Source organism: Faecalicatena fissicatena, from assembly GCF_016900595.1.
In the GTDB taxonomy this organism is placed as follows: domain Bacteria; phylum Bacillota; class Clostridia; order Lachnospirales; family Lachnospiraceae; genus Claveliimonas; species Claveliimonas intestinigallinarum.
In genome coordinates this window covers 1-12,931 of sequence record NZ_JACLYY010000004.1, presented here as the reverse complement: position 1 = coordinate 12,931, position 12,931 = coordinate 1, and the positions used below count along the sequence as shown (strand labels likewise).

The following is a 12,931-nucleotide window of genomic DNA, read 5'->3' as shown; positions in this document are numbered from 1 at the left end:
GACAGGTTTAAAGCGAACATATGAATACGCCGAAATGCGCTGACATTCCGGCGTATTTTTTATTTAACAGGAAACTTTCCGTTCCCTGTTAAACAAAAACGCTCCGGGGGATCCCCTCCGGGCTCCCCGGCAGGGCAATGCTAGCCCTGCACGTCTATGATCTCCACCGTGTCGATGGCTGTCTGTACCAGCTCGTCGATCTTCTCCGCCAGATTTTCCTCTGACCTGTGAATGATGTTGATGTTCGGCTTTGTCACCGGATGCTTTGCCACAAAGATGGTGCAGCAGTCCTCAAAGGGCTGTATGGATGTCTCGTAGGAGCCGATCTTCTCGGACACCTCCACGATCTCCTTCTTGTCAAATCCGATCAGGGGACGGTACACCGGCAGAGTGCACACCTCGTTGGTAGCCGCCAGGCTCTGCATGGTCTGGCTTGCCACCTGACCGATGCTCTCCCCTGTGATGAGACCCAGGCAGCCGTCCTCCTTCGCAAAATGCTCCGCGATCTTCATCATGTACCTTCTCATGATGATGGTCAGCTCATCGTGGGGGCACTGGTCGTAGATGTAGAGCTGGATGTCTGTAAAATTCACCACGTGGAGACGGATGGGACCTGCGTAGGCTGCGATGATCCTGGCCAGATCCACCACCTTCTCCTTGGCCCGCTCGCTTGTGTAGGGCGGCGCGTGGAAGTAGGTTGCCTCCAGGGCAACGCCCCTCTTGGCGATCATGTAGCCAGCCACCGGGCTGTCGATTCCGCCGGACAGAAGGAGCATGGCTTTCCCGTTTGTCCCCACAGGCATGCCTCCCGGCCCGGGAATGATCCTGGAGTAGACGTAGATATCCTCCCTGACCTCGATGTTCAGCATCACATCCGGATGGTGTACATCCACACGGATCCCGGGAAACGCGTCCAGAATAGCCTCCCCGATGTCGCAGTTGATCTCCATGGAATTCTTCGGATAATTCTTCCGGCTTCTCCTGGCCTCCACCTTGAAGGTAATGTTTTTGTCCGGGTACAGCTCATCCATGTAGGCCACCACGTCTTTTTTCAGCTGCTCAAAGCCCTGGTCCTCAAGCCGCACCACAGGGCAGATGCCCACAATGCCGAAGACTCTCTGGAGAGCCTCTGTCACCTCGTCATAGTCGTAGGGGCCGTCACAGTCCACATAGATACGGCCTCGCGTCTTATGCACCTTAAAGCTGCCGTCCGCCTCCCGCAGGGCGTAGCGGATCTGACGCACCAGGGCGTCCTCGAACATATAGCGGTTCTTTCCCTTGATCCCGATCTCACCGTACTTGATCAAAAATGTGTGAAATGTCATGGTTCTTTCCTCTTTTCTTCCTGGTGTGCAGACGAACTGTCCCGGCTGCGGCCCAGGCGCTCCCTATGCGCCTCTGGCATTACCGTCTCGTATATCTGCGCAATACTGGTACTAAATTATATAGGGTTTCCAGCGTATAGTCAATCTCTTCTTCTGTTGTAAATTCTGACATGCTGAAGCGCAGCGTGGCGTCCAGATACTCCTTCTGTGCCCCGATCCCCTTCAGCACCCCGCTGATGGCCGGGTGGTTGGAGGCGCAGGCTGAGCCGGAGGACACGTAGATGCCCTTCTCCTCCAGAGCGTGGAGCAGGACCTCGCTCCTCACCCCGGCAAATCCCACGCTGATGATGTGGGGCGCGCTGGTCTCGTCGTAGAGGCCGTGGATGGTGATGTCATCCAGCTTCTGCACACCGTCTATGAACCGGGCCTTCAGCGCCCGCATCCGGTCCACCTTCTCCTCCAGCCCGTCGTAGATAGTCTTTGCCGCCAGGCCAAGGCCTGCGATCCCGGGCACGTTCTCCGTCCCGGAGCGGATGTTCTTCTGCTGCTCACCGCCGAAGACGATGGGCTTTATCTTCACCTGCTCGCCGAAGTAGAGGGCTCCCGTCCCCTTGGGCCCGTGTATCTTGTGGCCGCTTAGGGTGAGCATGTCGATCTTCTCCTTCTTCGGGTAAATCCTGTATTTTCCAAAGCCCTGGACCGCGTCCACATGGAACAGGATATCCTTATTATAGGCCTTCACCATATCCGCCGCCTGCCGGATGGGCTGCACGGATCCCACCTCGTTGTTCACGTACATAATGGACACAAGGATCGTCTCCGGACAGAGGGCCTCCTGCAAAGCCTCCAGCTTCACTCTCCCGTACCGGTCCACCGGCAGGAAGGTGACGCGGAAATCCTCTTCCTCCTCCAGGTAGCGCATGGTGTTCAGGATCGCCGGGTGCTCGATGGAGGAGGTGATCAGGTGATTCCCCCTGCGCCTGTTGGCCCTGGCCGCTCCGATAAGGGCCAGGTTGTCGCTCTCCGTGCCGCCGGACGTGAAGACGATCTCCTTGTCCTTCACCTTCAACAGCTTTGCCAGTATTTCCTTTGTCTCTTTTATATAATGCTCTGCCTGCACTCCCTTGGCGTGCATGGAGGAGGGGTTGCCGTAGTCCTGGCACATGACCTTGCGCACAAGGTCCCCCACGCAGTCGTAGGCCCGGGTGGTGGCAGAATTGTCAAGATAAACTTCCATCAAAGATCACTCCTGTACTTTTTACTATTAATTTATGCGCCTCAGGGCTCCAGGTGATAGCCCAGGATGGCCAGCACCATGAGGGGCGCTGTCTCGGTGCGCAAAATCCGCCTGCCCAGGGTGATGACCCTGGCGCCGGCGGCCAGCGCCTTCTCCTCTTCCTCTCTCTCAAATCCGCCCTCGGGCCCGATAAAGATGCCCACAGACTGGCCCGGCCGTATCTCCTCAATGACCTTTCGCGTGTAGTCCATGCCCTCTGCCAGCTCGTAGGGAAAGAGGATCACATCCAGACTGCCCGCCGCCTGCAGGGCCTCGTCAAAGCTGCACACGCTCTTCACCTCCGGGATGATGCCCCGGCCCGCCTGCTTGGCCGCGCTTTTGGCGATCTCGTTCCACCGCTTTACCTTTTTCTCCGCCTTGGGTCCGTCCAGCTTCACCACGGAGCGCTTCGCCGCCACAGGGACCACGCCCCGGGCTCCCAGCTCCACTGCCTTCTGCACCACCAGCTCCATCTTGTCGCTCTTGGGAAGTCCCTGGAAGAGCCAGATGGGGGAGGGAAGCTCTGTGTCCAGCTCCCTCTCCTCCTCTATCTCAAGCCGGGCCCGGCCCTCCTCGTAGCCTGTGACCTGGCAGATATATTTGCGGTTGTTGCCGTCGCTGACCTCCAGCCTCTCGCCCTTTTTCATGCGGAGCACATTTTTCATGTGGTTCACATCAGAACCTTCTATATAAATGTATGGCTTTTCCACCTGATCCGGCGTCACAAAAAAATGCTGCATCTATCGTTTCCTCGCTGTGACGGAGACCCACTCTCCCTGGTGATGTACCTCCAGAAGCTCCATGCCGGCTTCCTTCACTGCCTCCACCACGGTCTCCTCCTTGTCCTCTATGATCCCGCTTGTGATGTAAATACCGCCGCTTTTCAGCTGGGCCTGGATCACCGGCGTCAGGGGTACCAGCACATCCGCCAGGATGTTGGCGGCCACAATGTCGTACTTTTCATAGCCAGCCCTGTCCTGAACCTCTCTGTCGTCAATGATGTTTCCGATCATGACCTCGTACTGATCCTTCTCAATGCCGTTGACAGCCATATTTTCGTGGGTGGCGTCAATGGCGCAGGGATCCAGGTCCGTGCCCACGGAGTAGCCCGCGCCGAACTTCAGGGCCAGCATACCAAGGATGCCGCTGCCGCAGCCAACATCCAGGATCCTCATGCCCGGCTCCACGTATTTCTTCAGCTGGCGGATACACAGCTGGGTTGTCTCGTGCATACCTGTGCCAAAGGCCGTCCCCGGATCAATGTGGATGATCAGCTTGTCCTCATCCTCCGGCTTTACATCCTCCCAGGAGGGGATGATGAGCACGTTGTCCACGGTAAACTGGTGGAAATACTGCTTCCAGTTGTTCACCCAGTCCACGTCCTCTGTCTGGGACTCCTCGATGGAGGCCTCCCCGATATCCACAAAGGCAGAGATGTCCTCAAGCTCTGCGCGCACCTTCCCCAGCATCTCCTCCTTGTCGTCTTCCTCCTCCATATAGAAGGTAATGTAGGCCACGCCGTCGTCCTCCTCAGTCTGGGGAAGGATATCCACAAACATCTGCTCCTTGTCCGCCTGGGTGAGAGGAATTTTATCCTCGATCTCCACCCCCTGGATACCCAGCTCCATGAGGGAACTGCTGACGATCTCCTCCGCCGCGGTTGTTGTCTTCAAACGAAATTTATTCCATTTCATACCGTCTCACCTCTGTCCCGCCTCTTCCCGGCGGAACATTCCTTTCCACATCAGTTTATCATATGAGCCCCAAATGCTCAACGAGGATTTTCACCCCGAGACAGACGAGGATCACGCCCCCTGCGATCTGGGCTCCCTTCTGCCAGCGGGAGCCAAACACGTTGCCGATCCTTACGCCCGCCGCGGAGATGACAAAGGTGGTCACGCCGATGAAGGATACCGCAGGCACGATCTCCACCTTCAGAAAGGCGAAGGTGATACCCACCGCCAGGGCGTCGATACTGGTAGCCACCGCCAGGGGCAGCATGGTCCGCACATCCAGGGAGTCGTCCGCCTCGCAGTCCTCCCCTCCAAAGGCCTCCTTTATCATGCCGGCGCCGATAAGTCCCAACAGGATGAAGGCGATCCAGTGGTCTATGGAGGTGATGATCTCCTTGAACTGGCTCCCCAGGAGATACCCGATGACCGGCATCCCCGCCTGGAATACCCCAAAATAAAGTCCCACGATCCCCGCCTTGGCCCAGGTGCATTTCTTCATGGCGAGGCCCTTACAGACTGACACGGCAAAGGCGTCCATGGACAGCCCCACCGCCATCAGAAAAAGTTCGATCAGTCCCATTTTTCTTCTCCTTTTGTCTTCTTTTGTGTCCCTCCCGGGGCCGAAAGCCCCTCTCCCCTGTCAGCGGCCGGGCGGATGCAGCGCGGGCAGCGCGTAAAAAAAGACCCATCCGCGGCAGATACTCTCTGCGCGGATAAGTCTCATTATTTCAAGTAATGCCAGATGCCAGGACAGCATCAGTATGTTGACAGTACTGCGCCCCAGGCGCCAACTACTCCCTTATCGCTTCTGTTCATTATAAGGAGAAGAACGAGGCTTGTCAATCATTTTTTATCAACTTTCCTCTTCGCATAGCCCGAACCCTCTCCTTCATCTCCCGGTCTGCCCTCCTGGACTCGCAGATTTTCTGCAGCGTCTTATTATAAGTGAAGTCATCCAGACGGCAGGCCTCAAGAAAAGCCTCCGTCTCCTTGGGGAACTCCAGGTAAAACATGGAAAGGGCCCAGGCCACGGCCATCTTCACATAGTAGGAGTCCTGGTCCACCTGCTCCAGCTCTGCCAGGGCCTCCCCAAGGTACTCCCTGTCCACATAGTAGTCCAGCAGCATGACCGCCCCGAAGCGGGCCGTGTACTCCTCCCCGCTCCGGAGGCAGCCCGTGACAAAGGGCCAGAGCTGCGCCCGGTGCCTGCCGGCGATCTTCAGGGTGCTGCAGAAGCTGTCGCAGACAGACCAGTTGTCAATCCTTGGCAGGAACCAGCAGATCAGCCGCCGGGCCTCCCCCAGGAGTTCCTCCTGTCCGCGCTCCTCCCGGCCATGCTCCTCCTGGCCTCGCAGCCTGCGCGCTCCGCCTGCCCGCCGTTCCATGTTATCCAGCCCGTAGCCGATGACCATCCCCTGGAGCATCACCTCCTCGAAGCTGTCCTGCCCGGCCCGGGAAAGCCACTCCTCCCACCGGTCCGCGGCAATGCGTCGGGCGATTTTTCGCAGCAGGGGAAGACGGATCCCCAGGAACCGCTCCACAGGCAGCTCCGGGATCAGGGAGCTGGCGAACCGCAGATAGGAGGGCTCCCCCAGGCTCTCCAGATACTTCCTCATTTTCTCCCGGCTCTCCAGACAGCCGGGCGGCAGGCTGACAGATGCTTTTTCGGCAGATGCTTTTGTTTTGCTTTTCGGCATACAGGTTCTCCTTTCCAGAGCTGAAATCCCTTTTAAACTCTATTTTCACATCTGTTTCAGGAAAAATCAAGCATATCCGCCTCTGTCTTTCTCCCGGGACTGTGCTATAATGAGAGCAGTCTGATTTTTACAGAAACAGAAATTTTACACGAAACGGGGGATTATCTTGCAGGACCTGAAACGCGTTTTCACACACCTTGGGCCATTTAAGAAGGAATTTATCCTCAGCATCCTGTTCATCATTGCTGAGACAGGCTTTGAGCTGACCATACCGCTGATCATGGCGGACATCATCGACGTGGGCGTCCAGACAAGGGACATTCACTACATCTGCATGAAGGGCGTGCAGATGGGCTTTTGCGCCCTCTTCTCCCTCATCACAGGGCTCCTCTACGCCAGATACGCCGCCAGGGCCGCCCTGGGCTTTGGCTCCGGCGTGCGGGAGGCTGAGTTTTCCAGGATCCAGTCCTACTCCTTTGCCAACCTGGACCACTTCAGCACCTCCTCCCTGATCACCCGCATGACCACGGACATCACCGTCATGCAGAACGCCATCACAGGGGGCATACGGCCCATGGTCCGGGGACCGGTGATGCTCATCATGGGGCTCTTCCTGGCTTTCTGGATGAACGCCGCCCTGGCCCTCGTGTTTGTAATCTGCACCCCTGTCCTGGCCTGCATCCTGTTTTTCATCGTGCGCAAGGTGGCGCCCCTGTACGGGAAGCTGCAGGTCTGCATGGACAGGGTCAACGCGGCCATCCAGGAAAACCTCACCGCCATCCGGGCTGTCAAGGCCTTTGTGCGGGAGGAGTACGAGGAGGAGGTCTTTGAAAAGGCCAACCGGGATCTGGCGGACACAAGCCGCACCACCTTCCACTTCGCGGTGCTGAACCTGCCCGCCTTCCAGCTCACCATGTACACCTCCATCGTGCTCATCCTCTGGTTCGGCGGCGGCTTTATCCAGGCCGGCAGCATGCAGGTGGGAGAGCTGACCGGCTTCTTAAGCTATGTGCTCCAGATCGTCAACTCCCTCATGATGATATCCAACGTGTTCCTCATGCTGACCCGGTCCCTGGCCAGCGCCCGGCGCATCAACCAGGTCTTCGACGAGACAAGCACCCTGTCCGACCCGGAAAATCCCTGCCAGGTGATCCCGGACGGACAGATCGACTTTGACCACGTGTCCTTCAAGTATAAAAAAGAGGCAAAGGAGTACACCCTCTCCGACATCGACCTCCACATAGAGGCCGGGGAGACGGTGGGCATCATCGGCGGCACAGGCTCCTCCAAGAGCACCCTTGTGCAGCTCATCCCCAGGCTCTACGACGCCACCTCGGGTTCTGTCCGCGTGGGAGGACGGGACGTGCGCTCCTACAGCCTGGAGGCTCTCCGGGACGGGGTAGGCATTGTGCTCCAGAAAAACGTCCTCTTCTCCGGCACCATCCGGGAAAATCTCCTGTGGGGCAACCCCAGAGCCACGGAAGCTGAGCTGCAGGCGGCCTGCCGCGCCGCCTGCGCCGACGAGTTCATCCGCACCCTCCCGGAGGGGCTGGACACCCGGCTGGACCAGGGAGGGGTCAACCTGTCGGGAGGGCAGAGGCAGCGCCTGTGCATTGCCCGGGCTCTCTTAAAACGGCCGAAGATCCTCATCTTTGACGACTCCACCAGCGCCGTGGACACGGCCACAGAGAGCCGGATACGGGAGGCTCTGGAGGCCATCCCCTCCATGACAAAGCTGGTCATCGCCCAGCGCATCCTGTCCGTCATGCACGCGGACAAGATCGTGATACTGGACGACGGACGGATACACGCGGTGGGGACCCACCAGTCTCTCCTTGCAGAGAGCCCCATTTACCGGGAAATCTACGAGTCACAGAAAGGAGGCAGATAGGCCATGGCAACAGCGAACAGAAAGCGCCCCAAAAACCTGCGGCGCACATTTGGGAAGCTCCTCTCCTACATGGGCATGCATAAATTCCTGCTGGCGGCGGTGGCCCTTCTTGTCACCGTCAGCGCGGGAGCCAACCTGCTTGGCACCTACATGGTAAAGCCCATCATCAACCAGTATATCGTGCCGGGGGACCTGAAGGGGCTCATCTTCGGCGTGGCGGTCACCGCCGCCATCTACCTGACCGGGGCGGCCGCAGCCTTCGGCTACAGCCAGACCATGGTAAAAGCCGCCCAGAAGATCATCTATGACATCCGCCGGGACCTCTTCCACACCATGGAAAAGCTGCCTCTCGGGTACTTTGACTCCCACCCGGACGGGGACACCATGAGCCGCTTCACCAACGACGTGGACACCATCTCCGACGCCCTCAACAACAGCTTTGCTATGATCATCCAGAGCTTTATCCAGGTTGTGGGGACGCTGACCATCCTCTTCATCCTGAACTGGCAGCTCAGTTTCCTGGTTGTCCTCGGGTACGCCTCCATGTTCCTCTACATCCGCTACAGCGGGAAAAAGAGCACCTACTATTTCAATCACCAGCAGCAGTACCTGGGCGAGCTGAACGGCTACATCGAGGAGATGATCCGGGGCCAGAAGGTGGTCAAGGTCTTCAACCACGAGGCGGACAGTCTGAGGGCCTTCCACGAGAAAAACGCTCTCCTGCGGGAGGCGGGGACAAAGGCCACCGCCTACTCCAGCACCATGATCCCCATGGTGGTCAGCATTTCCTACATCAACTACGCGGTGGTGGCTGTCCTGGGCGGCCTGATGGCCATCTGGGGCCGCATCGACATTGGCACCCTGGCAAGCTATCTCATCTTTGTGCGCCAGTCCACCCTGCCGGTAAACCAGTTCACCCAGCAGTCTAACTTCATGCTGGCCGCCCTGGCCGGCGCGGAGCGGATCTTCGACATGATGGACGAGACGCCGGAGGAGGACGCAGGCCACGTAGTCCTTGCAAACGTCACGGCGGACAGTCAGGGAAACCTGGAAAAAAGCGCGCAGCGGACAGGGAAATGGGCCTGGGAGGATACCCGCACCCACGCCCTCACGCCCCTTCGCGGGGACGTCCGCTTTCACGATGTGTCCTTCGGGTACAGGGAGGACAAAAAGATACTGGACAAGGTCAGCCTCTACGCCAAGCCGGGCCAGAAGATTGCCTTCGTGGGCTCCACCGGCGCCGGGAAGACCACCATCATCAACCTGATCAGCCGCTTTTACGACATCAGCGGAGGCGCCATCACCTACGACGGCATCGATATAAGAGACATAAAAAAAGAGGCCCTGCGAAGCTCCATGGCCGTGGTGCTCCAGGACACTCATCTCTTTACCGGCACCATTGCCGACAATATCCGCTTCGGGAAGCTGGACGCCACAGATCAGGAGGTGGAAAATGCCGCCCGTCTGGCCGGCGCCGACTCCTTCATCCGCAGGCTCCCCGACGGCTACGATACCATGATCACCGGAGACGGGCAGCGCCTCTCACAGGGGCAGCGCCAGCTCCTTGCCATCGCCAGGGCCGCTGTGGCCGACCCGCCGGTGCTGATTCTGGACGAGGCCACCAGCAGCATCGACACGAGGACAGAGAGCCTCATCGAGAAGGGGATGGACCGGCTCATGGAGGGCCGCACAGTGTTTGTCATCGCCCACCGCCTCAGCACGGTCCGCAACGCCAACGCCATCATGGTGCTGGATCACGGCCGCATCATCGAGCGGGGCGACCACCAGGAGCTGCTGGACCAGAAGGGCATGTACTACCAGCTCTACCACGGCATGTTCGAGCTCTCCTGACAGTCCCGGCCTGAAGCGCCATCCCGGCGCCGTCTCAGCGCAACCCGGTGCCATCTCAGCGCCGTCTCAATACTGCCTCAGGGACGCCCATGCAGGACATAGTAAAAAATATACTGCTGCAGCACCCCCTGGAAGCCTGCATATCGCTCAAAGGGGAAACCCTCCGGGTACTGCTCATCCAGCACCTTTTTGATGTGGGTGTCCACCGGGAAGGCCTCCAGGTGGTGGAGGGCAAAGAGGCAGATACAGTCCGCCACCTTGCCGCCCACGCCGCTAAGCCTCATAAGCTCCGCCCTGGCAGCGGGATAGTCCATCCCCTCCAGGGCCTTCAGATCCACCTCACCCCCAAGGACCATTTCCACGGTCTTTCGGATATACCGGCTCCGGTAGCCCAGGTTACAGGCCCGCAGGTCTGCCTCCGTGGCCCGGGCCAGCTCCCCCGGGCCGGGGAACGAATCGTAGACCTTCCCCTCACCGGAAACACATTTCTTACCATATGTTTCTGATAAGAGCTGCACGATCCTTCTGATCCGCCGGATATTGTTCTGCTGGGAAATGATAAAGGTGACGATCATCTCCCACAGATCCTGCTTAAGGATGCGGATCCCCCGTCCAAAGTCCGCCGCCCGGACAAGGTAGGCGTCCGCCGGGTCTATCCGCTTCTTATACGCCCCGTAATCCCCCTCCAGGTCAAAGTAGGGGGCCCAGAAATCCCGCAGCTCCTCTTCCCCGCAGTGAAACCGGAAAACGTGCTCCTCCTCTGTCTCTTCTATCTTCAGGTACCTGTCCCCGGCCACAAGCTCCCAGATCCCTTCTTTCACTTCCTCCATGCGGAAGCACTGGCCGGAAGCCAGGATCTGCCCCGGGGAAAAATGCTCTTTTGTAACGGTTACCATAGTCTTCCTCTCTTATCGCTCTTTTGTCTTTTTATGATTTTACAGGTAAAGTGAGGCTTTTGCAATCCAAAATCAACATGTGCAGGCACGCCTGGACATAAAAAAGGCGCCTGAAAACTCAGACGCCTTCTATCTATTTCAAAATGGCTTATGCCGCACTTTTTCTTCCATGGGTGCCTGTGCTGTGGCCGCCGCTTCCCCGGCTTCCAGAGCCGCCTGCTGCCCGCTCATATTCTCTCAGCTTTTGCCTGGCCTCCTGGCTTAAGTTCCTTGGAACCTGGATCTGGACCGTCACATAGTGGTCGCCGTGCACAGCCGGATCCTTCATGGAGACAATTCCCTTGCCCCGCAGCCGGATCTTTGTGCCGGACTGGGTGCCCTCATGGATCTTGCACATGACATTTCCGTAGAGCGTGTTTACAAGGGCCTCGCCGCCGAATACCGCCGTCGTGAAGGGGATCTGCACGGTAGTGTACACATCCATTCCCTTCCGCTCAAAGCCTGGCTTTGTCCCCACCTGTACCTTCAGGAGAAGGTCTCCCGGTTCACCGCCGCCGGTTCCCGGCATGCCCTTGCCCTTCAGGCGAATGCTCTTGCCGCTGTCAATGCCGGCCGGAATATGGACCTGCAAAGTCTGGGGATTCCCCGACCCGGACGGATCCTGGAAGGTAATGATCTTGTCACAGCCAAAGGCCGCCTCGTCAAAGGACACCTCGGTCTGCGCCCGCAGGTCTGAGCCCTTCTGGCGGAAGGAGCCGCCTCCGAAGCCGCCACGTCCAAAGCCGCCGGTTCCTCCGTAGTAGGACTGGTGGAAGCCGCCTCCGTCTCCTGTGTGGAAGCTGCCGGAAAATCCTCCTTTGTTTTTCCCGTGGAAAATATCTCCGAACAGGTCATCAAATATATCGTCCATATTTCCGTTTTCGAAATGGAATTCTCTGTAGCCGCCGTTGCCGGTGCTGTAGGCTCCTCCGGTGTAGCCGCCTGCGCCTGCTCCGCCACCGGTCCCGTCAAAGGCCGCATGCCCGAACTGGTCATACATCTTCTTCTTTTCCGGGTCGCTGAGCACCGTGTAGGCCTCTGTTACCTCTTTAAACTTCTGTTCAGCCTGTGGATTTCCCGCATTTGTATCCGGGTGATATTTCTTTGCAAGCTTCCGGTACGCTTTCTTTATCGCATTTTGATCTGCGTTTCTGTCAACACCAAGCACTTCATAGTAGTCTCTCTTTGCTTCCATCTCTATCACCTCCCGATCGTCCACATCTGTAAACTGTCAAAATCTATATAAATTTCTAATTCATATATTTAATAGAATATACCTGTCATATCTGAAATCTATATGAACGGCCCTTCAGCCGGAATATTTTCTATACTCCAAATATCATATAAAACCTCCCCGGGACAGGCTGCCCGGGGAGAAATCTCATTATCCTTCGATGGTCACGTAGCGGTTCTCCTCCACCTGCTTCTGATCCTTCTTCGGGATATCCAGGGTGAGGATACCATTTTCAAACTTCGCGTGGATATCTTCCTGCGTCAGGTTCTTGCCCACATAGAAGCTTCTGCTCACATTTCCTGTGAAGCGCTCCTGCCTGATGTACTTGCCATCCTTCTTCTCATCCTTGTTCACATTCTTGGCCGCGCTGATGGTCAGGTAGCCTTCCTTCAGCTCTGCCTTGATCTCGTCTTTCTTAAATCCCGGCAGGTCAATCTCTACTTCGTAAGCGTCGTCCTTCTCTTTCACATCTGTCCGCATCACCTGATCTGCTGAGCGTCTTCCGTAATACTTTCTGTCAACATCCGGGAAGGAAAAATCAAACCAGTCATTAAATAAATCTTCTCCAAAAATACTAGGCATCATCATAAGTCATCTCTCCTTTGATCATTCATTTATATTGGCACTCCGTGCGACCGGAGTGTTGGTTTTGAACTACTGGAAGGGGATCTTTTTATTTCCTTTCCTTTGTTCTAGATGTAATATAACACTTATTGTTAGCACTGTCAAGAGGTGAGTGCTAATTTTTTTAAAAAATTTTTGACCCGGTTAAATGAAAAACTTATTTCTACCTTTTTAGTCGAGTAAAGTATTTTATGTAATTATGGGTAGACGTTAGTCTTACATTTTCCCTGATCTGGGGGTAGCTTTTTCTCTTTCATTATTGTACGGTTAAATGAGAAAGTAAATGCATGTATATTCCACTCGTGTAGCACCACTTGCACGAGTATTCTGAGCCAGTCTCACGGAAGATGAGAACCACCTTCACG

The 12,931-nt window shown here is 56.9% G+C and carries 11 protein-coding genes; 2 read left to right on the top strand and 9 right to left on the bottom strand.

What is annotated here, in order from left to right; translation table 11 throughout:
- Nucleotides 1–140: 140 nt before the first annotated feature.
- From thiI to H7U36_RS05050, 6 genes are all read right to left on the bottom strand, one after another.
- Nucleotides 141–1,325, bottom strand: coding sequence for a tRNA uracil 4-sulfurtransferase ThiI (gene thiI / locus H7U36_RS05075; RefSeq protein WP_033125873.1), 1,185 nt, complete (start codon nucleotides 1,323–1,325; stop codon nucleotides 141–143).
- Between the two features lie 79 nt (nucleotides 1,326–1,404).
- Nucleotides 1,405–2,562, bottom strand: coding sequence for a cysteine desulfurase family protein (locus H7U36_RS05070; RefSeq protein ID WP_033125874.1), 1,158 nt, complete (start codon nucleotides 2,560–2,562; stop codon nucleotides 1,405–1,407).
- Between the two features lie 41 nt (nucleotides 2,563–2,603).
- A complete protein-coding gene (locus tag H7U36_RS05065; protein WP_033125875.1) occupies nucleotides 2,604–3,341 on the bottom strand; it encodes a 16S rRNA (uracil(1498)-N(3))-methyltransferase in 738 nt (245 codons plus the stop codon).
- On the bottom strand, nucleotides 3,342–4,295 hold the full coding sequence (prmA, locus tag H7U36_RS05060; protein ID WP_033125876.1) for a 50S ribosomal protein L11 methyltransferase: 954 nt from the start codon (nucleotides 4,293–4,295) through the stop codon (nucleotides 3,342–3,344).
- 58 nt (nucleotides 4,296–4,353) lie between these two features.
- Nucleotides 4,354–4,914 (bottom strand): manganese efflux pump MntP, encoded by a 561-nt coding sequence (locus H7U36_RS05055; protein WP_033125877.1) that lies wholly within the window; start codon nucleotides 4,912–4,914, stop codon nucleotides 4,354–4,356.
- Between the two features lie 259 nt (nucleotides 4,915–5,173).
- Nucleotides 5,174–6,031, bottom strand: a complete 858-nt coding sequence (locus H7U36_RS05050; protein WP_052084026.1) for a DNA alkylation repair protein — start codon at nucleotides 6,029–6,031, stop codon at nucleotides 5,174–5,176.
- A 175-nt stretch (nucleotides 6,032–6,206) separates the two neighbouring features.
- Between H7U36_RS05050 and H7U36_RS05045 the strand changes: the two genes are divergently transcribed.
- Entirely contained in the window at nucleotides 6,207–7,922 is a 1,716-nt protein-coding gene (locus H7U36_RS05045) for an ABC transporter ATP-binding protein (RefSeq protein WP_334299347.1), read from the top strand.
- 3 nt (nucleotides 7,923–7,925) lie between these two features.
- Nucleotides 7,926–9,773, top strand: coding sequence for an ABC transporter ATP-binding protein (locus H7U36_RS05040; protein WP_033125879.1), 1,848 nt, complete (start codon nucleotides 7,926–7,928; stop codon nucleotides 9,771–9,773).
- A 77-nt stretch (nucleotides 9,774–9,850) separates the two neighbouring features.
- On the opposite strand, the gene H7U36_RS05035 is transcribed toward H7U36_RS05040, so the two are convergent.
- The 3 genes from H7U36_RS05035 to H7U36_RS05025 form a co-directional block, all read right to left on the bottom strand.
- On the bottom strand, nucleotides 9,851–10,669 hold the full coding sequence (locus H7U36_RS05035) for a DNA-3-methyladenine glycosylase family protein (protein ID WP_205155775.1): 819 nt from the start codon (nucleotides 10,667–10,669) through the stop codon (nucleotides 9,851–9,853).
- Nucleotides 10,670–10,817: 148 nt separating this feature from the next.
- Nucleotides 10,818–11,903 carry a DnaJ C-terminal domain-containing protein gene (locus H7U36_RS05030; protein ID WP_033125881.1) on the bottom strand — a complete coding sequence of 362 codons (1,086 nt, stop codon included), beginning with the start codon at nucleotides 11,901–11,903 and terminating at the stop codon, nucleotides 10,818–10,820.
- 189 nt (nucleotides 11,904–12,092) lie between these two features.
- Nucleotides 12,093–12,530 (bottom strand): Hsp20/alpha crystallin family protein, encoded by a 438-nt coding sequence (locus H7U36_RS05025; RefSeq protein WP_033125882.1) that lies wholly within the window; start codon nucleotides 12,528–12,530, stop codon nucleotides 12,093–12,095.
- Between the last annotated feature and the right edge of the window lie 401 nt (nucleotides 12,531–12,931).